Raw genomic sequence first — 21395 nt, 5'->3', positions numbered from 1 at the left:
TCACTCTCGGCACGGTTTCCCGGTGAGCTCCCCTAGTATCGGCACACGGCATCGCCGGGCGGGTCCGGTGCGGCGGCATGGAGGGGCGATCGCGTGAGGCAGATCCTGTTATCGGCGGGGATCGCGCTTGCCGTCACCATCACGCTCACGCCGGGGTTGATCCGGGTTTTCGCGCGCCGGGGGTTCGGGCAGGAGATCCGGATCGACGGGCCCGCCAGTCATCAGGCCAAACGCGGAACGCCGACGATGGGTGGGTTGGCGATCGGGGCGGGGGTGTGGGCCGGGTATCTCGGGTCGCATCTGATCGGGTTGCTGTGGGACGCGCCCGGACCGAGCGCGTCAGGAGTACTAATTCTGCTGCTGGCCTCGGCGCTGGGGGTGGTCGGCTTTCTCGATGACTCCATCAAACTGCGCAAACACCGCAATCTCGGGTTGACCGCAGCAGGCAAATACCTCGGGCAGATCGGTGCGGCGGTGGTGTTCGCCGTGCTGGTGCTGCGGTTCCCCGGCGCCACCGGGCTCACGCCCGCCGGTCGCAACCTGTCTTTCGTTCGCGATATCAGCACCATCACCTTCGCGTCGCTGTTCTTCGTCGCGTTCATCGTGCTGCTGGTGGTCGCGTGGTCGAACGCGGTGAACATCACCGACGGTCTCGACGGGCTGGCAGCGGGTTCGATGAGCCTCACCCTCGGCGCGTACGTGGTGATCACGCTGTGGCAGTACGACAACTCGTGCGAGATCACCCCGGGACGCGGCTGCTACACCGTGCGCGATCCGCTCGACCTGGCGATGGTCAGCGCCGCGGGCGCGGCGGCGTGTATCGGGTTCCTGTGGTGGAACGCCGCGCCCGCCAAGATCTTCATGGGCGATACCGGTTCGCTCGGCCTCGGCGGCCTGCTGGCCGGGCTGTCGATCACCAGCCGCACCGAGCTGCTGGCCGTGGTGATCGGGGCGCTGTTCGTCGCCGAGATCATGTCGGTGGTGCTGCAGATCGTGGTGTTTCGCACGACCCATACCCGCCTGTTCCGGATGGCGCCGTTCCATCACCACTTCGAGCTCAACAACTGGCCCGAGACCGCGGTGATCATCCGGTTCTGGGTGCTGGCCGGGATCGCGTCGGCGACAGGGCTGTGCCTGTTCTACAGCGAGTATCTGACCTCGCTCTAGTTGTCGGGGCCGACGGCTACGCTGACTCGACCGAGCGAGGGAGGTCGCCGCTGTGAGTGCCGAGATCGTCAGGCCACCGGGCCACGATATCGCCGCCGACGTCTCGTTCGAGCTAGAGGAACTCGACGACCTGGTCGGCGAACTGCTCACCGAGCATGCCGAACGCGCTGCCCGCGACGCGCGAATCGTCGCGTTGCGGCTCGGAATCGGAGGGCAGCGCCCGGAAACCCTCACCCGGATCGGCGCCCGCTACGACCTCGCCCGCGACCGCGTCCGCCAGCTCTACGCCAAGGCGGTCGGGCGGATCGTGCGCGAAGCCGCACGCTCGGGACATCGGTCGGCGCGGGTGTTCGCGCACCGCTACCCGCTCGGGACAGGGGACCTGCGCCTGGTGCGCATGCTGCTGGCCGAGACCTACGCCACCGATACCGACCTGGTGGCCATGGAATGGTCCTACCTCAAGCTCCGGCTGGCCGGACACGAACCGGGCGACGCCAAGCGGGTGGCCGGCTACGTGATGCAGCGAATCCTGGGCTGGCAGAAGAAGACCGCCAGCATCCTGGCCAAGCTGCGGGTGCCCGAAGAGGGCGCCGACGATCTGCGGCCACTGCCGGCCGACGTCGAATGGTCGACCGGGTCCGCCGCCCGATTGCCGACGGAGTCGGCGCGCGTGGCCGACGGTGACGACGACGGTCGCGGCCGGTTCTACTTGGCGAAGGTAGGTCGCGACGTCGCCTACGACTCGGCCCTGGTCGCCCGCCTGCTGCGCACCCTCGACGCCGACCCGGCGGTGGCGGCGTTCCAGGAGGAACCGACCGCACTCACCTACCGCTTCGGCGACGAGGACCGGGTGCACTATCCGGCTGTCGCCGCCGAGCTCTCCGACGGCCGTACCGTGCTCATCGACGTGATCCCGTTGGGCCGCACAGCCTTCCATCACAACCGGATCCAGAGCGAACTCGGCCGCGCCTTCGCGCACGAGCACGGCTGGGGGTGGCTCGCCTGGACCGGCAGCGCGCTCGGCACACCCCAGCTCCGAGCCCGCCGGGTGGACCCGGCGATCGAACGACGACTGACCACCGACCTGGAACAGGGCCCCTACGACCGGCAGGCACTGACCACGGTCAGCGCCGAGACCGGCCTCGAACTGCTCGACCTGGCCGGTCTCGTGCTGCGCAACGACTGGCGGTGGGACAGGTTGCCGATGCGGCTCAGCGCAGCACCGTCGCGCCGACCATGACGGTGAGCACCAGCAGCATCGCGCAGCAGGTGAGCCACTGCCACTGATTCAAGGTGCGATCCATGCGCCCGATGCTCGCGCGCAGACTCGCCGAGGCACGCTCCTGGGCGACGAGTTCGCTGCGCAGTCCGGACATGGTGATGGCCTCGGCGTCGGCGTTCGCCCCGGCCCGATCGATCCGTTTGTGCAGACGGCCGATCAGCCGCTGCTTGTCGCGCACCGTCTGGCGCGAGACCGCGAGCTCCACCCGCTGGTCGCGCAACTCGGTGCGCTGGTGCTCGATCATCGCGGCCTGCGCGGCGGTGTGCTGCTCCCAAGTGCCCACGTCGGACCACCCTCCTGTCGTGAGATCCGCGTGTCCCCAGTGTGTTTCGCCACACACCCAGCTTTCGAGAAAATCGCGCAGCTCCGTGCTGTCACGGACGGGGGCGGCGAAACCGGTCTCACTCGCGGCGAGCATGCCCTGATCGATGCGGTAGTCGGCGGCGGCGGGCGAGAAATCGGCGATGCCGACCGCCGGAAGCAGCGGCACCCAGAAGCCCTGCGGACACACCCACAGCACGTCGTCGATTCCGGCCGCCCGCAAGTGATTCCGGTGCGCGCGGGCCGCGGTGATGTCGAGCGGGCCGCTGCGAACCTCGACCACACAGCGCCGGTCGCCTCGGCGCCAGTAGATGTCGACGGGGATATCGCCGATCTGCGCGTCGACCTCGGCCTCGTCGGCGCCCGCGGCGCTGAGCCTGCCACAGATCCAGTGCTCCAGACGCTGCGTATTCCATTGCATCGCAGCACATTCGGGACAACCACAGCCATATCCGGTGCGCTCGGTGACGGCGCGGCGGCTGCCCTCGGAAATCCCCAGTTCGTCGAGTAGCGCTCGACGTCCACATGCCACCTGGGTCTCGCTCAGCCGCTTCGTCCTCACACCATCACTCCCTCACCAAAGGGACCCGTCGTAAGCTCACGCACATGTCCTGGAGACCAGGTTCCCGCAGCCACAGAAAAGGCGCCAGCCCCCTTGACCCGCGTTCGGGTGCGTCATCGCCAGGTGATCGAGATCACAAACGCGACTCTACTTGTATATCAAGCCATTTCATTGTGCCAACGTCGCACCCGGACGCCCAGATCTTGACCATTTCGATACACAGACCGGGCCTGTTGCACACCCATTTCATCCTCATTGCGAATCGGCTCGGCGCGTCGCGCAAGCGGTCGCGACAACACGTGCTGTTGCCCCGGTGGATATGATCGCTGCGGCCGAGGCGGGCACGCTCGGGCGACCACGGGAAGTAGGGTGTGCATGAACCACGCAGAGCACGACGAATCCATCGGGTCGATGCTGGCCAGTATCGCCACGGCGCTGCGCGAAGTCAGCGACAAGCTCGATATCGTCGCCGCGCGGGTCCAGCTCGATGTGCCCACCTTCCCTGTCGAGGAGGACCTGCCCGACCACGTCCGGATCAGGCGACTGGAATCCTGGGCATTTCGCGCGTCGCAGGATATTTCACGCCTGAGTTCCCGGCTCGACGCCCTCGACAATGACGGTGAGCCCGATTCCGGCCGTCCGGCGCGGGGCACGCGCAGCCGTCGCGAGGTCCGTGAGGCCGCGGAAGCCGCCGAACGCGCCGCCGATGGACTCACCGACCAGCTATCGGCCCCCGATCCTTTACCGCCGCACCAGAACTGCGGCACCGACGGCTCCCGTCCCCCGCTCGAACGCCGCAACTCCCCCGCCCGGCCCGCCACCGATCACCTCGGCGACCCCACCGCGCTGGCCGCGACGCCGGTGCCGCGCACTGTCTCGGCGGAAGCGTCGGCCGTGCCCCCGAGCCGACCGGCCACGTTCGACACCGATTCGATCGCCGCGGTCGGCGGCAACGGCGCCGAGACCGCACCGCCCAGTCGGCGGTCCGCGCCGGCGCGGCTCAGCAACACCGGGGCCGGCGAGCGGGTCGCGGTCGGCTCGATCGGCAATGCGACATCGACGAACGGCACCGCCAAGGGTGCGGCCGGTGACATCGCGGCCACCCGAAACGGCACGCCGGTGCCCGCGGTGATCGGCACGGTGTTGACCGCGCCTGTGGTCGACCACGGGCCCGCGGCGAGTGCGTCGACATCCACGGCGGCGGTGCTCGAGGAGGATCGCGCGCCCACGTCAGGCCTCGACAGCGGCGCGGCGTCGTCCGCGAGCGTTACCCTGCCCGGCAGCGCGGAGGTGAGCGCCGCGGTTCGCGAGGGCGGCGTGAACGGGTTCGGGCTGAGTTCCGCTGCGACGAGGCATGTTCCGAGCTCACCGGTCGACGATCGGGCGGCGCGGCCCGCGACCGGAGATCCGCTGACGACGCAGATCGGTCCCGACGCGGTGATCGAGCGGGCTCGTCCGGTCAAGAAGCCTGCGGAAACGTCGCCCCTCGGAGATGCCGGAGCGAGCGTTGGGCCGCCGGAGGAGCTGTCCGCCAACGGCAATGGCGTCGCACGGTCCGCGCCGACCGGTCAGCTCCATGCCGCCGACGACCAGCTCTCCCCGGGATTCACCGCCGAGCGATTCACCGAGACACCGAATGGCAAGCCGGTCAATGGATTCGGGCCGCCTTCTCCGATCGTGGATGACATTCGCACCGGCACGTCGACGGAAGCGCAGCCCGCGGTCAACACCGCCAACGGCATCCACTGGTCGTTCACCGATGATCCGGCGCCCACGACTCCGGGCCGAAACGGGCACGCTCGCAACGGCTTCACCACCGACTCCGCTCGCCGCGCCGAATCCCTCTTCGACGATTTCACCCCCCGTGACCGTCTGACCGCCGGTGAAACGGCCGAGCGACCTGCCGTCTCGACGCCGCCCGCACGCCTCACCCCGCCGACGGAACTCACCACACAGCCGAATCAGGTCTCGGTGGATCCGGCACGCACCCCCGGTTCATCGCACGTCAACGGTTTCGGCGACAGCGCCGCCGACCCGGGGCCGTCGAGCGTCGATCAGCCCGCGAACGCCGGCAGGCTGCCCGATCACCACGCGCGGCCCGACCAGGCATCGTTCACCGACCACGCTCGCCCGTCCTCGGACTTCGATCCGCCCACCCTCGGTCTGCCGACCGGCGGTGATGGCTCGACGAGCGACCCCGATCCGCTCGTACGCCCTGCCACCGACCCGATTCCGCCCACTGCCACCGACGCGGCCGGTATCACCGTCACCGGCACGTTCCGCGCCTTCGACATCGAAAGCGCGCAGGTGGACAAACTGCAGGCCATGCTCGACGAGCTGAAACGCTCGGCGGGCCTGCCGCCGGGCCGCCGCGACGTGTTCGGCCCGCCGACGCCGGACCTCGGCTAGGCAGCGTTCACGAATGCTCGCAGCGCCGCCGCCACGGCCTGCGGTTGATCCTCCGGAACGAGCGTCCAGGAATCGTCGACGATCACCTTGGACGCGTGGGGAAACAGCGCGACCAAGCGGTCCGCGTGGGCCAGCGGCATCATGCGATCTTCGCGCGCCCACACGACGAGAACCGGGCGGGTGAAGGTCCGCAACTGCTCGGACAGTTCGAGCAACCGACGACGTGAGGGCGCCCCGGTGGCGAACTTCACCAGGTCACGGCGGATCGCGGCGTTCTCGACGGCGGGACGGAACCACTCGTCGTACAACGAGTCCGGTATCCCGACCTTGCTCAGCGCACCGTACGCGCGCCGACTGTGCCGGAAGAACGCGGTACCGAACATCCGGCTCAGCAGCCATCCGCCGCCCGGCAGCCGGCACAGCAGGGACGCGGGGCGGGCCGGCGCGGGTGGGTAGTTGTCGAACGCGGTGCAGGACACGAGCACCAAGCTCGCGAGGCGCTGGTCTCGGCCCTGCGAGATCATGAATTGCCCACCACCCCAGTCGTTGAGGACCAGTGTCACCTCGTCGAGCTCCAGCGCGTCGAGGAAGTCCGCGAGGATGCGAGCCACTCCCTGCTCGGTCAGATCCGCGTCGGGGTTCATCGGCTCGGTATGCGCGCCCAAGGGCAGGGTCGGCGTGATGCACCGGTATTCGGACAGCAGCGGGATGACTTTGCGCCACTGGCGACCGTCCATGAGCAGCCCGTGCCCGAAGACGAGAACGGGCCCCGCTCCCCCGGTGTCCGCGTAGGTGATGGGTCCCGCCGGCACGTGCGCTGTTGGCATCCCGAGCTCCTAGATAGATCGTTCTACTGGCACCAAGATATGCTGTCGCGAACCACCGTGCAAGGAGGAACCGCCATGGCCGAACTCAGTACCCGTGAGCGGATACTCGAGGCGACAGCGCAGCTGTATCGCCGTCAGGGCATGTCCGCCACCGGCCTCAAACAGATCTCCACCGCCGCGCAGGCGCCGTTCGGCTCGATCTACCACCACTTTCCCGGCGGCAAGGAATCCATCAGCGTGGAGGTCATCCGGCGGGAGGGGGTCCGGTACGGCGATTTCGTCGGCATCCAGCTGGCCGACACCGATCCCGCGACGGGAATCCCGCGACTGTTCGAGAATGCCGGCATCCTCATGGAATCCCAGGGCTACAGCGAGGCGTGCTCGATCGAAACCATCGCGCTGGAAGTCGCGAGTACGAACGAACTGCTCAGAACCGAGACCGCCGTGGTTTTCGAGGACTGGTTGAGCCAACTCGCACGGTGGTTCGGGCAACTCGACATCACCGAGCAGCAGAGTCGCGATCTGGCGATGTGCACGCTGACCGCGTTGGAAGGAGCGTTCGTACTGTGCCGCGCACTGCGCTCGACCGACCCCCTCGTCGCTGCCGGGCACGGAGTCCAGTCCGCCGTCGTCGCCGCACTCACCCCGGCGTGATCGGCGACGGGTTCGCGACGGACCTCAGCTGAGCAGTTTCACCAGCGCCCGAGAGACCTGCGGGACCGCCTGCTCGTGGGCGAGCTGACCCAACGCGATCGGCGTGACGGCAGACATCACCATGCCGAGAAACATCTGAGCCACCAGTTCGGGGGCGAAGCTCCGGTCCAGCTCGCCTGCGCGCTGCCCCCGGGCGATGAACTCCGCGACGGTGTCGCGCACCTGGATCGCGGCCGGTGTCGGATCCACCCAGCCCTGGTTGAGCACGAGGTAGCGATATTTCATACCCAGCTCGACGCTGGATTCCAGCAGGGCCACCAGCGCGGGCACGACCGGCCCGCTCGTCGGCAACTCGGCGACGATCGCCACGATATCGGCCTCGGCCAGGGCACGGATCGCCGCGATCAGGTCTTCCCGGTGGCGGTAGTAGCGATAGACCGTGGCACGGGTGAGCTCCGCGGCGTCCGCGATATCGGTCATCGTCGCCCCCGGGTTCTGCGCGAGCACGGCAGTGGCGGCCTCGAGCAAGCGACGCGCGTTGCGTCGGGTATCGGCACGTCGACCGACCGAGCGCGGCGCGGATGCGATGTCGTCGAGTGCTGGCACGAACGAAATCGTCTCACACACGATCCGAGACATTCCTGTCGCATTTGAGACAGCGGTGCTACATTTTTCCGCGTGGAGAGGAGTCGCGCATGCGCCGACGTCACAAGCTGATCATCTGGGGACCGGGCGATATGGGCGGGCAGGCGCTGCGGACGGCACTCGCCTCCCCTGATTTCGACGTCGTCGGGGTGAAGGTGTTCAGCCCGCACAAGGACGGTGTGGATATCGGCGAGCTGGTCGGTCTACCCGCCGTCGGGGTCACCGCGACCACTGACAAACAGGCGATCCTCGACCTCGAGGCCGACTGCGTCATCCACACCCCCACGACTCCCGCGCTGATGAAGGGCGCCGACGACGACGTGATCGATCTGCTCGAGTCCGGCAAGAACGTGGTGTCGGCGGCCTCGTATCACAATGTGTCGATGGCCAATTGGCTGACCGAGTCGCGGCCACCACTCGATATCCTGCGCACGCTCGCGACGATGCGGACGACCGGCGCGGTACCCGGACCCCAGGAACGGCAGGCGATCACCGCGCTGCGATGGGCGATGCGCGCGGTCGACTCGCCGCTGGCGGCACCGGTCCGGCCACTGGTGCAGACTTTCGCCGACAAGTCCATGGACCGTGCCGTGCCGCGACGCCGCACCGGTGAGCGCATCCAGCAGGCCTGTCTGCGCGGGGGCGTGTCACTGCACGGCACCGGGTTGCATCCCGGACTGATGGTGGAGCAGGTGGTACTCCGGCTGGCCGGTCTGCTCGACGAGGTGCGCGAAGTCGGATTTCTCGAGGTCGGCGATCTCTCGGCCGCGCCCGACGGTATGTGGGGCGGGCTGTCGAGCCTGGGATTCGGAACCGAACTCAGCGCGGTGAATTCCGACCACGCCATCGCGCTGGCGCAGCACTTCTACTTCGACGCGGTCCTCGGCAACGTCGCGCACGCGCTGTTCGGCGCGCATTCGCGTGATGTCCGGGTCGAACGGCACGTGTACCCGGTGCCCGCCCGGGTCGAGGTCACCGCGGGCGGGACCGTCATCCGGCCGGGGACGGTCGGTGCGATCCACATGACCTACCGTGGCTATCTCGGCGACCGGCTCTTCATGACGAACGAGGAATGCTGGCATGTCGGCCCCGGCAACGCCCACCTCGGCCCCGACCACCCGGACAGTCACACCGGCGGCCACGTGATTCGACTCGACGGGCTGCCCGGACGGATCGACATGCGCAATGTCGCCGCGGACGACGCCGGGGGCGGCGACTGGTCGGCGGTCACCCACATCTCGGTGAAAGCCATGCTCGACATCGTCGCCGCGGTCTGCGCGGCACCACCGGGAGCCGTCATCGCGGATCTGTCGCCGCGATACCAGTTGGAGGCTTTGTGAACACCGCGCCCATTCCGGTCACGCTGCTCGGCACGAATACCGTTCTCACCGAACGACTCACGCGGCACCCCGAGTTCACGCCGGTGGATCTCGACGCGTCGGGTCTGGTTGTCTATCTGCCCGAATCGGGCGCGGTCACCGACGCCATCGACACCGTGACCCAACTACTCGGCGCGGGACACGACGTCGTGACCACGACGCCGCTCGACTACGACGCGATCGCCGCGGCCTGCCGCACCGGCCGGTCGACCTTCCACGCGACCGGCGGACTCCCTACCGCCGTGGTGGCCCGGTTCTGCCGGGCGTTCGCGGGTGCCTGGCGCGACATCACCCATGTCAGCATGACCGAGTTCCGTGACCCCGACGCACGATTCGTCCCGGATGCCGACTACGAAGCGGGCCTGCGCGCACTCGCTGCCGCCGTCCTCCCCGAGCTGCCCGACGCCGGTGCCCCGGTCGTCTCGAGCTCCCACCACGCCGACGAGATCCACGTCAGCCGCAAGCTGGGTCCGCACGTGTCCTACGACTCGGTCTGGGCCGACCTCGGTCCTGGCGAGGCGTTGCGCTATCGGCTCACCACCACGACCGCGGCGTCGGGCACGGGGCACACCACCCTGCGATTCGATACCGGCGCGGGCCCCGACATCGTCGACCACCTGGTGGCCGTGGGTGTCCTCGCCGCGATCCGGGCGACCAACGACAGCCCTCCCGGAATACTGCGCCACGATTTCGACATCGACCATGTCGTCACCGACGATCGTCTCCCCGGGTCCGCGCCGAACCGCTGACCCGGCGCTGCCCGATCATTTCGGGTTCCTGGTCGACGTCGATGGGCGAATGGGTCAGCCGACGCGAGCCGCGACGTTCACACCGGTCGCGTACGGGGCCTTCGGGGTTCGGCGGTCTGTCAGGCAGACGTTGCCAGCGGGACGAGACCGGGATCGACCTGCTGGGCCGGGGATTGGCGCAGGACGGTGTCGATGAGCTCGCGCAGGGCGCGATGGCCCGCGTCGGCGGTGTTGCGTGGATGCCACGCCATGGCGACAACGGGGGCGGGCAGCGGCAGCGGGATCTCGAACATCGCCAAGCCGAGCGCGGCACGCGCGGCGCGGGACAGCAGTTCCGGTGCGGGGCAGACCAATTCGGTCGACGCGAGGGTGAGCAGCGCGGTGGGCAGATCGGCCACGGTGGCGACCACGCGACGGGTGCGGCCGTGCAACGCGAGGCGGTCGTCGATCGGGCCGCGCATGCGGCCGGTGGGGGAAACCTCCAGATGGCGGGCCGAGGCGTAGGCGGCGACGGTGGGACGGTCGACGGCGAACGGGTGATCGGGCGCGGCGACGCCGATCCAGCGGTCGGTGAACACCCGCTCGACCACCGTTTCCGGGTCGGTATGGCCGATCATGCCGACTTCGATGTCGACGCGGCCGTCGCGCAGCGCCACCGCGCCGTCGGCGGCGTCGGCCGCGAGCAGCCGCACCGTCACTGCCGGTAGCTGGGCGTGCACCGCCGCCAGTAGCGGCCCGGACAGACTCGCGCCGACCGAATCACCCACGCGCACAACGAAATCACGGTGCCTGCCGGGCCCGTTGCCCGCGCGGGCGGTGAGCAACGACCGACCCTGATCGACCAGGCTCGCCACATCGTGGCGTAGTTCGAGGGCTCGCGGCGTCGGCACCATCTGTCTGCCCGAGCGAACAAGCAACGGATCGCCGAGCACCTCGCGCAGCCGGGTGAGGGTGCGACTCATCGCCGAGGTCGAGGTGTGTAGTCGCCTGGCCGCCTCGGTGACGCTGTTGGTGTCGAGCAGCGCGTCGAGCGCGAGCAGCAGGTTCAGATCCAGCGCGTCCACGCGAGGATTATCACCAACGCACCGATCGCCGTCGGCGTTGCCGACGGCGATCCGGCGTGTCGGCTACCGCTCCGCTACGGGCGCCGGTGTGGGCGCCACGGGGGTGGCCACCGCGCGATTACGCAGCACCCCCCGATAGGACGACGGCCGCACGGGGCGCACCCACTGGGCCAGCCGCGACACCAGCGGCAACGGCGTGCCGAGATCGTCGAGCATCTCGTCGATATTGGCCAGGGAGAACGGGACCACCGAGGCGCCGTGCGCGTGGTCGCCCTCGCTGTGCTCGCGCGACCACGCGAGGCGCGCATCGATCTCGTTGTTCATCAGCTCGGCCATCGGCGGCACGAACCGGCCGGTGAGCAGTCCGGCGATCCACTGCGCGCCCACCTCGGCGCTGAGCGCGCTCGCATTCGAGCTGTTGTAGCCGGCGAAGCTCAGGTTGGGGATCTCCACCGGCAGGATGTGGCGGTAGAGCCGGAAATCGCTCACCTCGTCGGTGAGGGCACGTCGGACGAACGGGGTGAGGAACGGCACCTCCTGCCGGTATCCGGTAGCGCAGATGACGATCTCGGCCAGTTTCAGGCTGCCGTCGGACAGCCGGACCGCGGGTCCGTGCGGTCCACCGATCAGTTCGGTGATCTCGGTGTCGCGGTGCACGCTGATCCGGCCCGCCTCGACCTGCTCGGCGAAGCCGTCGGTGGCCATGCTCGCGCTGCTGGTGCCGATCTCGGAGATCGGGCCCGTCGGCACCAGGTCGAGCTCACGCAGCCGCAGCTTGCGCGTGATCCGCTCCTGCAGCAGGTCCATGTTCGATTGGCGCAAGACGAGACGGTCGAGTAGCCGTTCCACGCGGTGCGGGAAGCGCGAGGGGAAATGCGCCTCCCCCGCGCGGGTGAGCAACAGGCGCTCGTAGTCGACGCCGAAACCGAGTTTGCGCGGCATCTTCCAGGTGAGTTCGCGCGCCACCACGGCGGTCTCGTCGGCGACCTGGCTGACGGCCTCGGCCACATCGCAGGCGGCCTTGTCGTAGCCGAGCACGACCACCGATCGATCGCGCGCCTGCTCGACATCGTGGAATTGCGAGACGTGGCACAGTCGCCCGCCCGAGGCACGAAACGCCGCGGCCCCGGCCAGCTCGGGCAGCACCGGGTCGCTGTGGACACCGTTGGCGACGATCAGGTGATCGCAGGTGGTGCGGTGCACGCCGGTCTGGTCGCGGATCTCGAGCAGCCAGCCGCTGTCCACCGGATCGGCCGCCACCACCTCGGTGCCCAGGCGCAGGTGCGGGCCCAGGCCGAACTCCTGCACGTAACCGGCCAGGTAGGACTGCATCTGCTGACCGTCGGGCCAGCGGGGGAAATCATCGGGCATCGGGTAATCGCTGAACGCGGCCGTGGACTTGCTGTTCTGCGCGCGAAGTCCCGGATACCGGCGGGTGGCACTCCACATCCCGCCGACGTCGGGGGCCCGGTCGAAGACTTCGACCGGGAACCCCGCCTGACTCAATACCTTCGCGCAGGCCAAACCCGCCACTCCCGCACCGACGATCCCGATGCGGCTACCGCTCGTCATGCGCAGGAGACTACTCGGACCCGTAGGTCAGGTGCCACCGCGCCGGACCGCCCACAACCTGAGGCAGCGCGCGCGACCCGGTCGTCGGGCCGCCGCGCTGCCGCGATCCGCCGTCGCGCCGCGGCGGGGATGACCCGTGCTGTACTGGAAAGATGACCAACAGTTCCGTCGTCGTCGACCGAGCCGGCCTCTGGGACGCCGAGGCGCTCAGCGATGTCGCCGCCGCGACATTTCCGCTCGCCTGCCCGCCCGAGGCCACCGCGGGCGATATCGAGATCTTCCTCGAGCAGATGCTCTCGGGCGAACGCTTCGGCGAGTACCTGTCCGACCCGGCCAGGACCGTGCTCAAAGCCGTCGAGGGTGACGAGATCGTCGGCTACGCCATGCTCGTCGCAGGCAGGCCGAGCGACCCCGACGTCGCCGCGCAGGTGAGCGCGGGCGAGGTGGTGGAACTGAGCAAGATGTATGTCCTGCCCGGACACCACGGCAGCGGTGTCGCCGCGGCTTTGATGGAAGCCGCGGTCGACACCGCACGCGATGCGGGCGCCGAGACGGTGTGGCTGGGGGTCAACCAGGCCAACGAACGCGCGCGAAAGTTCTACGCCAAGCACGGTTTCCGGCAGGTGGGCACCAAGACCTTCGTCGTCGGCAGCCAACTGCACTCCGATTTCGTATTCGAACGCGCGCTCTGACCTGCCGTGCGTCAGGCGGCAGCGGCCTCGAAGCGCGAGAGCGCGAGCAGCCGCGAGATGGCGCGCAAATACTTCTTGCGGTAGCCGCCGTCGAGCATCTCCTGGGAGAAGATCTCGTCGAGCTTCACACCCGAGACCGTCACCGGGATGCTCGCGTCGTAGAGGCGGTCGGCCAGCACCACCACGCGCAGCGCGACGGCCTGATCGGTCACGGTGTGCACATCGGAGATGAACACCGATGCCACGCCCTGGATCAGCGCACCGAACTTGGACGGATGCAGCGTGCTCAGGTGCTTCAGCAGCACGTCGAATTCGTCGAGCGTGGAGCCCGGAGTGCTCGCGGCGCGCTCGACGAGCACCTCGTTCGAGGTGGGTTCCGGCGCGGGCGGCAGGTCGCGGTGCCGGTAGTCGGGTCCGTCGACGCGGACCGGATCGAAGATCGAACCGAGTTTCTTGATCTCGCGCAGGAAGTCCGAGGCCGCGAAACGCCCCTCACCCAGCTGGCCGGGCAGCGTGTTCGACGTCGCCACGATGGAGACGCCACGGCCGGACAACTCGGTGAGCAGTCGCGACACGAGCATCGTGTCGCCCGGATCGTCGAGTTCGAACTCGTCGATGCACAGCACGCTGTTGGCCGAGAGCCGCTCGACGGCGTTGTTGAAGCCGAGCGCGCCGACCAGGTTGGTGACCTCACCGAAGGTGCCGAACGACTTGGGCGCCGGTGAGCTGTGGAAAATCGAGGCGAGCAGGTGGGTCTTGCCGACACCGAAGCCGCCGTCGAGATACAGACCGGCGCCCGAGACAGGCTTCTTCTTGCCGAAGAGGCTCTTCTTCGAGGCGGCCTTGTGGATTTTCGCCACCTGACCTGCGAATTCCTCGGCTTTGGCGACCGCGGCGGCTTGGCTCGGCTCGTGGGGGTCGGGGATGTAGGAGGCGAAACTGACCTCGTCGAACATGGGCGGGGGCACCATCTGCGCGACGAGTTGGTCGGCCGGGACCTCCGGATGGCGATCGACGAGGCGTTCTTGCATGGACAAATGGTACGGACGTGGTTGCATCGATCCCTATGCAGCGTATCCACAATGTGACCCAGCTCGCAGACCTCGACCCCGACGCACTGGCCAGGTGCTATGCCTATCCACGGCAGCTGGACGGTCCGTGGGTGCGGGCGAACTTCGTCAGCAGCATCGACGGCGCGTTCACCGTCGACGGTGTTTCCGAAGGACTCGGCACCGAGGCGGACAAGACGGTGTTCACCCTCCTGCGTGAACTGGCCGACGTGATCGTGATCGGCGCGGGCACACTGCGCGCGGAGAACTACGGCGGCGCGCACCCGGACCCGCAACGGCGCATCGCGCACCATCGGCACGGCATCGGTGGTCACCCCGACGGCACCGCGCCGCCGATCGCGGTGGTCACCGCGAGCGCCGCGATCGATCCCGCGTCGAAGTTCTTCACCGACGCCGAGGTGGCGCCGCTGGTCGTCACCACCAGCCACGCGGACCCGAAGCAGATCAGCGCCCTCGAGGACGCGGGCGCGCAGGTGGTGGTCGCCGGCGAGGCCGCGATCATGCCCGCCGCGCTGATCCGGGTGTTCGCCGAGCGCGGCCTGCACCGGGTGCTGTGTGAGGGCGGACCCCACCTATTCGGGCAGCTGGCCGAGGCGGGCCTGGTCGACGAACTCTGTCTGACCACCGCCCCGATGCTGGTCGGCGGCGCGGGCGGGCGAATCTCGCTGTCGGCGAGCACTTTCGACCGGCCGATGGCGCGCAAGCAGCTGGTGCTCGCCGAGGACGGCACCGTCCTGGCCCGGTGGGCCCGTCGATGAAACCCGGCGCCGAACCTGGCAGTGTGTAGCGCATGCGTTGGACTCGGGCCGCGGCGACGGCCGCGACACTGTCGATCATGCTCGCGGGCTGTGGGGCCGGGCCGTCGGATCGGCCGGTCGTCGCTGTCGAGCGCCCCGGGGCCGGCAGCGCCAAGACCGAGGCGCCCGCACCGCGCGAACTCGCCAAGGCCGAGGTGCCCAAAACCGACCTGGCCTGGCGTGATTGCACCGCGGCCACGTTGAGCTCGCTCGATTTCGGCCCAGCGCCGGCCGGCCTGGTTCTCGAGTGCGCCGAATTCTCCACCCCGATCGATACCGCGGGCACCGTGCTCGGCACCTTCCGCGCCGGCGCCCTGCGGGCTCGCCTGCCCCAGACGCCCACCGACACGCCACCGCTGGTACTCACCTCCGGTTCGGACCGGTCGTCGGCCTCGACACTGGCCGGTCTGGCGATCGGGCCCAACAGCGCCTTGCTGGCGGCGCAGCCGATCGTCGCGGTGGATCGACGCGGTATCGGCGCCTCCCAGCCCATCGACTGCATTCCGGCGCAGCTGCGCGCGGTGATGACCGATCTCGGCCAGACCGGGGTGGGCAACGCCGATCAGGTCGATGCCGTCGCGGGCTTCAGCCAGGACGCCACCATCGCCTGCCGCGATTTCCTGCAGCCCTACGAGGGCACGTTCGACGCGCCGCACGCCGCCGACGACATCGAACAGCTGCGCAAGCAATGGCAGGTCGACAAGATCAACCTGCTCGGCGCGGGCAACGGCGCCAAGGTGGCCCTGAGCTATGCCCGCCGCTACGGCGACCATCTGGCCCGCCTCGTGCTCGACGCGCCCGAACCCGTCGGCGCGGACGCCACCACCATGACCGAGGCGCGCGTCACCGGCGCCGAAGCGGCGCTCACCGCGTTCGCGCAGCGCTGCAAGGCTGCCAACTGCGCACTCGGCGCCGATCCGCGAGCGGCCGTTGTCGCGTTGATGAACAAGGCGAGCAGCGGCGGGCTCGGCGACATCTCGGCCGCGGACCTGTCGACCGCGCTCACCGGTTTCCTGTCCAGTCCCCGTGGTGACCAGGTGAATCGGGTCACCGCCATGGCCGACATCCTGGCCGCGGCCGACCGCGGCGACCGCGGACCGCTCTCGGCCATGGTCGTGCGCGAAGCCGCCGCGATCACCTCCGACGGCGAGTTCGTCAACCGGTGCACCGACAGCCAGCAGCCCCCGACCGCGGACAAGGCCCGTGAACTCGCCCAGACATGGGCGAGCAAATATCCGGTATTCGGGCGCAATGCCGCCATCGGGATGATGGTCTGCTCGGCCTGGCCGGTCTCCACCGCTGCGCCGCTGCCGACGAAACTCGACTTGCCGGTGCTGGTGTTCGCCGGTGCCGCCGATCCGATCGTCGGCGGGGCCGCCGCTTCGGTGACCGGTACGCTCGGCTCGGCGGGCGCCCGGCACGCCACCATGACCTGGCAGGGCTGGGGTCATCCGGTGGCCAATCACTCCGGGTGCGCGCAGAAGGCCGTCAACGACTATCTCGCCGAGGGGAAACTGCCCGCTGACGGCGGTGCCTGCCCGGCCTGATCCGATTCGGCAATCGCCCGGTTTCGGCGCGACATACAGGTCCGGCGACACCATCGCTACCCGATCCGGTGTACCGTGCCCCAGTGTTGTTCCGACAGCTCGAGCCCCGTACCGCTCGCACCTCCGCCGAGGTGATCAAGTTCGCGCTCTGGCCCTTCGCGGTCATGATGGTGCTGAACCGCGTCTTCATCAAGGCGATCAACGGTTTCGTCACCGATGACTACCGGCCTGTGTACAACGCCTCGTTCGAGTTCCTGAACGGCAGGCCCCTGTACACCGCCGACTTCTCGTCGGTCGACCCGCACTATCTCTACTATCCGAGCGGAACGCTGCTGATCGCACCGGTGGCGATCATCGACTACGAGCTGTCGCGCTGGCTGTTCATCGGGCTCAACGCCGCCGCGATCCTGCTCGCCTGGTATCTGCTGCTTCGCCTGTTCAAGTTCGGCCTCGGCTCCATCGCCGCGCCCGCGTTGCTGCTGGCGATGTTCGCCTCCGAGACGGTGACCAACACGTTGGTCTTCACCAACGTCAACGGCTGTCTGTTGCTGGCCGAACTGGTGTTCATCACGCTGCTGCTCGCGCGTAAGGACCTCTGGGCCGGTGTGGCGCTCGGTTTGAGCATCGCGGTGAAGCCGACGCTCGCGCCGCTGCTGCTGGTAGCCGCCGTTCGCGGGCAGTGGAAGGTGTTCATCACCGCGCTCGGCGTGCCGTTGACGCTCACCGCGATCGCGTGGCCGCTGTCGGCGGACCCCGAGAAATTCTTCACTCACGTTTTGCCGTATCTGGCCGAGACGCGCGACTACTTCAACAGTTCGGTCGGTGGCAACGGGCTCTACTACGGGTTGCCGGAATGGCTGATCCTGCTGGTCAAGGTCCTGATGGCCGGGGTGGTCGCGGTATCGCTGTGGCTGCTGTGGCGCTACTACCGCCACGATGAGCTGTTCTTCGTCACCACGTTCTCCGGCGTGCTGCTCACCGCGTGGTTCCTGCTGCCCTCGCTGGGTCAGATGTACTACTCGATGATGGTGTTCCCGTTCCTGATGACGGTGGTGCTGCGCAATTCCGTGCTGCGCAACTGGCCCGCGTGGCTGGCGATCTTCGGGTTCATGACCTACGACAAGTGGCTCTCGGATCGCTGGCAGGACGTCGGTCGCAACCTCGAATACCTGCGGGTGACATTCGGCTGGGGGCTGCTGCTCATCGTCGTGTTCTGCGTGCTCGGTGACCGGTATCTGGCGGCGCGTCGCGAGGGCAGGCTGCAGTTCGGGATCGACCCGATATGGATCGAGAGTGCGCCCGATTCGCGGGATGGCACCGACGAGCCCGCACCGGTCGCGCCCGTCGAGGAAACCCCGCCGCACCGTGAGGATCCGGTGGCGCCGGTCGAGGATCGCGAGCCCGCCCTCAAGTAATTCGTCGGCCGGTGACGCACCGCTCACAGCGCGCACCGGCCGAAACCATTAGCGTGGAGCCATGAGTTCCGATACTTCGTTGCCCACGCCGCGTATCCAGCTGACGCCGCAGCAATGGCGGGCGAAACTGGATCCCGAGGAATACGCCGTCCTGCGCGAGGCGGCCACCGAGCGCCCGTTCATCGGCGAATACACCGACACCAAAACCGAGGGCGTCTATGCCTGTCGCGCCTGCGGTGCCGAATTGTTCCGCAGCACAGAGAAATTCGACTCGCACTGCGGCTGGCCGTCCTTCTTCGATCCCGCCGATTCCGATGCGGTGATACTCAAGGCCGACGACACCCTGGGGATGCGGCGGGTCGAGGTGATCTGCGCGAACTGTCACAGCCACCTCGGACATGTCTTCGAGGGCGAGGGCTACCCCACTCCCACCGACCAGCGCTACTGCATCAACTCGATCTCGTTGCGGCTGCGCCCCACAGAGGAAGGCTCGCCCGGCTGAACCGCTGGAGCTCGGCCGCCGCGCATAGCACGGCGGACAGGGGTCAGGTGCGGCGATCGGTTGTGGTGCGCTCAGGGTAGACACCATGACCGACCTGTAGGTACGACAGCCGGTCGGCCAGTCGAGTACTGAGCCGTCGCAGGGCATCGTAGACGCGAGCGTCCTTGCCGATCACCACCCGACCCCTACCGCAGGCGGTGGTGTCGACCATGCGGCGCGCCACGCGCGCGGGCTGGGCCGAGAATCCCTTGGCGAGCCACTCGGGCGCGCCCATCTGCCGGGCTACCTCGCGCACCAGGTCGGTCCACACCGAGCCGGGAAGAACCGTGGTCACCGTGACATTCGAGCGGCCACGCAGATCCTGCGCCAGGCCGTAACCGAACAGGGCGAGCGCGGCTTTGGACGCGCCGTACACCGCTGAGCCCGGCACCGGGACGATCGCCGACAGGCTCGAGGTGTTCATGACGACGCCGCGGGGGCGGCGCAGCAGGTGCGGCAGGAAGGCCCGCGTCATCCACACCGCGCCGAAGAAGTTCACCTGCATCAGCGTCTCGATCCGAGCGTCGCTGAGGTCGGCGACAGGGTGGAGTTCCTGAGCGATTCCCGCGATGTTGAACAATCCGTCGACGTGTCCGTGGGCGGCGATCACGCTGCCGGGAAACGCCGCCACGGCGGCACGGTCGCAGATATCGATCGGGTGCGCGGTGAAGCGCGCGCGGTCGGTGACCAGTGCGGCGGTGGCGGCCAACGCCCGCTCGTCACGATCGGCACCGACCACGATCGCGCCCCGGTCGATCAGCTCCACCGCGACGCATCGCCCGATGCCGTTGCCCGCCCCGGTGACAACGAAGACGCTGCCCTCGATCGGCATCCGCGATCTCCGCGTTCTCCGCCGCGCGGCGGACAGCGGTGTACTCATGATTCGACTCCCCCGCGCTCGCCAAGCGTGAGCTGGATCGGCTCGCGCGACAGGGTGGGGCGGTACAGGCAACGCGTGCCCGTGTAGATGGTCGGCATGCACTCGTTGCAGTGCACGCAGGCCGACCGCGTCGATTCATCGGCTCGGATGCGCCGCAGCAGATTCGGTTCGCGCAGCAGTGCCCGGCCCATGGCGACGAATTCGAAACCCTCGGTCCTGGCCAGTCGCATGGTGTCGAGCTCGGTGATACCGCCCAACAGGATCAGCGGCATCGACAGCGCGCGCCGGAAGTGGCGGGCCCGCTCGAGCAGGTAGGCCTCCCGATACGGGTACTCCTTCAGGAAGGATTTCCCGACCAGGCGAAAGCCGAGGCGGGCCGGGTTGGGGAGGGTTTTCGCGAAAGAGCGCCGCGGCGGCGTGCCGTGGAACAGCATCATCGGGTTCAGCAGGGAACTGCCCGCGGTCAACTCGAGGGCGTCGAGCGCACCGTCGGCCTCCAGCCAGGCAGCCACCTGCAGCGATTGGGGAATGGTGAGGCCACCGGCCTGGCCGTCCTCCATATTGATCTTGGCGGTGACCGCGATCCGACCTCCCACGGCGTCGGCGACCGCGCAGGCGATCTCCCGTGCCATCCGAGCTCGGTTGAGCAGCGATCCCCCGTACGCGTCCTTGCGGCGGTTCAGCACCGGGCTCAGGAACGAACTGGCCAGATAGTTGTGCCCGAAATGGATCTCCACCGCGTCGAATCCGGCCTGCTCGGCCAGACGGGCGGCGTCGGCGTGCGCGGCGACGGTGTCGGCGATCTCGGCGATGGTGGGAGTCTTGGTGAATCGCATGCCGAGCGGGTTGAACATCCGGCTCGGCGCGAGCGCGGGCACCCGATTGGACGCGGCGTTGGCCACCGGTCCGGCATGACCGATCTGCGCGCAGGCCGCAGCCCCCTCCGCGTGCACGGCATCGGTCAGCTTCCGCAGTCCCGCAACAGCTTCCGGACGCATCCAGATCTGATGCCGATCGGTGCGACCGCCGGGCGCGACCGCGCAATACGCGACGGTGGTCATGCCGACACCGCCGGCGGCGACCTCGCGATGGAACTCGATCAGCTCCGGGGTGACCAGCGCGTCCGGTGTGCGGCCTTCGAAGGTCGCGGCCTTGATCACCCTGTTGCGCAGGGTGATCGGGCCCAGCGTGGCCGGTGCGAAGATGTCGTTCATCGCTGTTCTCCTGTCGGCGCGGTCAAACCGGCCACCACGAAATCTCGCAGTGTCGCCAGGTCCGGCTGCGACATTCCGCGTTCCTCGATTTCGGGGCTGCCGAAACGCATGATGATCAGATCGAAGGCGAGCATCCACCGACGGCGGCCCTCCCGGTCACTCAGCTCAGGGAGCAGCCCGGCCCAGGTGCCCATCCGGAACCACGGACCTTGCCACGTCGTGAGATGCCGTCCGAGGACGAACCTGGACAGCAGCCGAAGATGCAGGCGGCCCATGGGATCTCCCGCGAGCTGGACGAACGGGGCCAGGATCGTGTCGACCACTGCGGACAGCGGATCTCCCCCGGCGCTCGCGCGAGCGAGACCATCGGCCCACAGTGGCCCCAGCCGGTCCTCGATCAGCGCACCGACCAGGGCTTCCTTCGATCCGAAGTGGTAGTGCACCGCGGCGGCGTTGGCCCCGGCGGCGGCGCAGATGCCGCGCACGGAGACCTCGTCGTAGGGCTCGGTCAGCAGCAGTGATTCGGCGGCGATCAGCAGACGCTGCCGTGTCCCCGTCTTGACGTCATCGACCATACCCAGAAGTGAAACACGTTTCAATCGACAATT

The 21395-nt window shown here is 68.5% G+C and carries 20 protein-coding genes; 11 read left to right on the top strand and 9 right to left on the bottom strand.

All coding sequences use genetic code 11. The features are described from left to right. Positions 1 to 93: 93 nt before the first annotated feature. On the top strand, positions 94 to 1167 hold the full coding sequence (gene mraY, locus NA12_RS17365) for a phospho-N-acetylmuramoyl-pentapeptide-transferase (protein ID WP_067451848.1): 1074 nt from the start codon (positions 94 to 96) through the stop codon (positions 1165 to 1167). A 52-nt stretch (positions 1168 to 1219) separates the two neighbouring features. Continuing rightward, positions 1220 to 2407: a sigma-70 family RNA polymerase sigma factor gene (locus NA12_RS17360; protein ID WP_243654964.1), complete on the top strand. Its 1188-nt coding sequence runs from the start codon at positions 1220 to 1222 to the stop codon at positions 2405 to 2407. Here NA12_RS17360 and NA12_RS17355 read toward each other — a convergent pair. Further along, positions 2379 to 3191 (bottom strand): hypothetical protein, encoded by an 813-nt coding sequence (locus tag NA12_RS17355; RefSeq protein ID WP_243654963.1) that lies wholly within the window; start codon positions 3189 to 3191, stop codon positions 2379 to 2381. The two genes, NA12_RS17360 and NA12_RS17355, sit on opposite strands and share 29 nt — an antisense overlap. Positions 3192 to 3707: 516 nt before the next feature. Between NA12_RS17355 and NA12_RS17350 the strand changes: the two genes are divergently transcribed. Then, positions 3708 to 5741 (top strand): hypothetical protein, encoded by a 2034-nt coding sequence (locus NA12_RS17350; RefSeq protein WP_067451845.1) that lies wholly within the window; start codon positions 3708 to 3710, stop codon positions 5739 to 5741. On the opposite strand, the gene NA12_RS17345 is transcribed toward NA12_RS17350, so the two are convergent. Continuing rightward, the gene (locus tag NA12_RS17345; protein WP_067451842.1) at positions 5738 to 6568 is read right to left on the bottom strand and encodes an alpha/beta fold hydrolase; all 831 of its coding nucleotides are present in this window, start codon (positions 6566 to 6568) and stop codon (positions 5738 to 5740) included. The genes NA12_RS17350 and NA12_RS17345 overlap by 4 nt on opposite strands. Positions 6569 to 6643: 75 nt before the next feature. Here NA12_RS17345 and NA12_RS17340 point away from each other — a divergent pair, with 75 nt between their 5' ends. Further along, positions 6644 to 7222 (top strand): TetR/AcrR family transcriptional regulator, encoded by a 579-nt coding sequence (locus tag NA12_RS17340; protein ID WP_067452021.1) that lies wholly within the window; start codon positions 6644 to 6646, stop codon positions 7220 to 7222. A gap of 24 nt (positions 7223 to 7246) precedes the next feature. Here the strand turns inward: NA12_RS17340 and NA12_RS17335 are convergent, their stop codons facing one another. Continuing rightward, positions 7247 to 7828 (bottom strand): TetR/AcrR family transcriptional regulator, encoded by a 582-nt coding sequence (locus NA12_RS17335; protein ID WP_165914825.1) that lies wholly within the window; start codon positions 7826 to 7828, stop codon positions 7247 to 7249. Between the two features lie 89 nt (positions 7829 to 7917). On the opposite strand from NA12_RS17335, the gene NA12_RS17330 reads away from it, so the two are divergent. Then, positions 7918 to 9207, top strand: a complete 1290-nt coding sequence (locus NA12_RS17330; protein ID WP_067451835.1) for a hypothetical protein — start codon at positions 7918 to 7920, stop codon at positions 9205 to 9207. Further along, positions 9204 to 9995, top strand: coding sequence for a hypothetical protein (locus NA12_RS17325; protein ID WP_067451832.1), 792 nt, complete (start codon positions 9204 to 9206; stop codon positions 9993 to 9995). Before NA12_RS17330 ends, NA12_RS17325 begins: the two co-directional genes overlap by 4 nt. A 119-nt stretch (positions 9996 to 10114) precedes the next feature. On the opposite strand, the gene NA12_RS17320 is transcribed toward NA12_RS17325, so the two are convergent. Then, entirely contained in the window at positions 10115 to 11059 is a 945-nt protein-coding gene (locus NA12_RS17320; protein ID WP_067451829.1) for a LysR family transcriptional regulator, read from the bottom strand. A 63-nt stretch (positions 11060 to 11122) separates the two neighbouring features. Next, positions 11123 to 12631, bottom strand: coding sequence for a flavin-containing monooxygenase (locus NA12_RS17315; protein ID WP_067451826.1), 1509 nt, complete (start codon positions 12629 to 12631; stop codon positions 11123 to 11125). A 152-nt stretch (positions 12632 to 12783) separates the two neighbouring features. Here NA12_RS17315 and NA12_RS17310 point away from each other — a divergent pair, with 152 nt between their 5' ends. Beyond that, a complete protein-coding gene (locus NA12_RS17310) occupies positions 12784 to 13323 on the top strand; it encodes a GNAT family N-acetyltransferase (RefSeq protein WP_067451823.1) in 540 nt (179 codons plus the stop codon). Between the two features lie 11 nt (positions 13324 to 13334). Here the strand turns inward: NA12_RS17310 and zapE are convergent, their stop codons facing one another. Continuing rightward, the gene (gene zapE, locus NA12_RS17305) at positions 13335 to 14354 is read right to left on the bottom strand and encodes a cell division protein ZapE (protein ID WP_067451820.1); all 1020 of its coding nucleotides are present in this window, start codon (positions 14352 to 14354) and stop codon (positions 13335 to 13337) included. A gap of 35 nt (positions 14355 to 14389) precedes the next feature. Between zapE and NA12_RS17300 the strand changes: the two genes are divergently transcribed. The 4 genes from NA12_RS17300 (at position 14390) to msrB (ending at position 18654) form a co-directional block, all read left to right on the top strand. Further along, positions 14390 to 15151, top strand: coding sequence for a pyrimidine reductase family protein (locus tag NA12_RS17300; protein WP_067451817.1), 762 nt, complete (start codon positions 14390 to 14392; stop codon positions 15149 to 15151). Positions 15152 to 15183: 32 nt separating this feature from the next. Further along, entirely contained in the window at positions 15184 to 16737 is a 1554-nt protein-coding gene (locus NA12_RS17295; protein WP_067451814.1) for an alpha/beta hydrolase, read from the top strand. 83 nt (positions 16738 to 16820) lie between these two features. Next, positions 16821 to 18152, top strand: coding sequence for a glycosyltransferase family 87 protein (locus NA12_RS17290; RefSeq protein WP_207905624.1), 1332 nt, complete (start codon positions 16821 to 16823; stop codon positions 18150 to 18152). A gap of 61 nt (positions 18153 to 18213) precedes the next feature. Further along, on the top strand, positions 18214 to 18654 hold the full coding sequence (msrB, locus tag NA12_RS17285) for a peptide-methionine (R)-S-oxide reductase MsrB (RefSeq protein ID WP_067451811.1): 441 nt from the start codon (positions 18214 to 18216) through the stop codon (positions 18652 to 18654). 43 nt (positions 18655 to 18697) lie between these two features. On the opposite strand, the gene NA12_RS17280 is transcribed toward msrB, so the two are convergent. Genes NA12_RS17280 through NA12_RS17270 form a run of 3 tightly spaced genes read right to left on the bottom strand, consistent with a single transcriptional unit; the run spans position 18698 to position 21362 of the window. After that, a complete protein-coding gene (locus tag NA12_RS17280; protein WP_243654962.1) occupies positions 18698 to 19573 on the bottom strand; it encodes an SDR family NAD(P)-dependent oxidoreductase in 876 nt (291 codons plus the stop codon). Then, positions 19570 to 20787 (bottom strand): NADH:flavin oxidoreductase, encoded by a 1218-nt coding sequence (locus NA12_RS17275; protein ID WP_067451805.1) that lies wholly within the window; start codon positions 20785 to 20787, stop codon positions 19570 to 19572. The genes NA12_RS17280 and NA12_RS17275 overlap by 4 nt, the downstream gene beginning before the upstream one ends. Continuing rightward, entirely contained in the window at positions 20784 to 21362 is a 579-nt protein-coding gene (locus NA12_RS17270; protein ID WP_067451802.1) for a TetR/AcrR family transcriptional regulator, read from the bottom strand. The genes NA12_RS17275 and NA12_RS17270 overlap by 4 nt, the downstream gene beginning before the upstream one ends. Positions 21363 to 21395: the final 33 nt, after the last annotated feature.

The sequence above is a fragment of the Nocardia alba NBRC 108234 genome, assembly GCF_001612665.1.
GTDB classification, from domain to species: Bacteria; Actinomycetota; Actinomycetes; order Mycobacteriales; family Mycobacteriaceae; genus Nocardia; species Nocardia alba.
The sequence above is the reverse complement of the archived record's forward strand: the minus strand, read 5'-3'. Positions and strand labels throughout refer to the sequence as shown.

What these genes read in the sequence shown, in the direction of transcription:
- NA12_RS17355 (WP_243654963.1), bottom strand. Translation starts at nt 3,191, where the DNA reads ATGCAATGGAATACGCAGCGTCTGGAGCACTGGATCTGTGGCAGGCTC.
- NA12_RS17350 (WP_067451845.1), top strand. Translation starts at nt 3,708, where the DNA reads ATGAACCACGCAGAGCACGACGAATCCATCGGGTCGATGCTGGCCAGT.
- NA12_RS17345 (WP_067451842.1), bottom strand. Translation starts at nt 6,568, where the DNA reads ATGCCAACAGCGCACGTGCCGGCGGGACCCATCACCTACGCGGACACC.
- NA12_RS17340 (WP_067452021.1), top strand. Translation starts at nt 6,644, where the DNA reads ATGGCCGAACTCAGTACCCGTGAGCGGATACTCGAGGCGACAGCGCAG.
- NA12_RS17330 (WP_067451835.1), top strand. Translation starts at nt 7,918, where the DNA reads ATGCGCCGACGTCACAAGCTGATCATCTGGGGACCGGGCGATATGGGC.
- NA12_RS17315 (WP_067451826.1), bottom strand. Translation starts at nt 12,631, where the DNA reads ATGACGAGCGGTAGCCGCATCGGGATCGTCGGTGCGGGAGTGGCGGGT.
- NA12_RS17310 (WP_067451823.1), top strand. Translation starts at nt 12,784, where the DNA reads ATGACCAACAGTTCCGTCGTCGTCGACCGAGCCGGCCTCTGGGACGCC.
- zapE (WP_067451820.1), bottom strand. Translation starts at nt 14,354, where the DNA reads ATGCAAGAACGCCTCGTCGATCGCCATCCGGAGGTCCCGGCCGACCAA.
- NA12_RS17300 (WP_067451817.1), top strand. Translation starts at nt 14,390, where the DNA reads ATGCAGCGTATCCACAATGTGACCCAGCTCGCAGACCTCGACCCCGAC.
- NA12_RS17295 (WP_067451814.1), top strand. Translation starts at nt 15,184, where the DNA reads ATGCGTTGGACTCGGGCCGCGGCGACGGCCGCGACACTGTCGATCATG.
- msrB (WP_067451811.1), top strand. Translation starts at nt 18,214, where the DNA reads ATGAGTTCCGATACTTCGTTGCCCACGCCGCGTATCCAGCTGACGCCG.
- NA12_RS17280 (WP_243654962.1), bottom strand. Translation starts at nt 19,573, where the DNA reads ATGAGTACACCGCTGTCCGCCGCGCGGCGGAGAACGCGGAGATCGCGG.
- NA12_RS17275 (WP_067451805.1), bottom strand. Translation starts at nt 20,787, where the DNA reads ATGAACGACATCTTCGCACCGGCCACGCTGGGCCCGATCACCCTGCGC.
- NA12_RS17270 (WP_067451802.1), bottom strand. Translation starts at nt 21,362, where the DNA reads ATGGTCGATGACGTCAAGACGGGGACACGGCAGCGTCTGCTGATCGCC.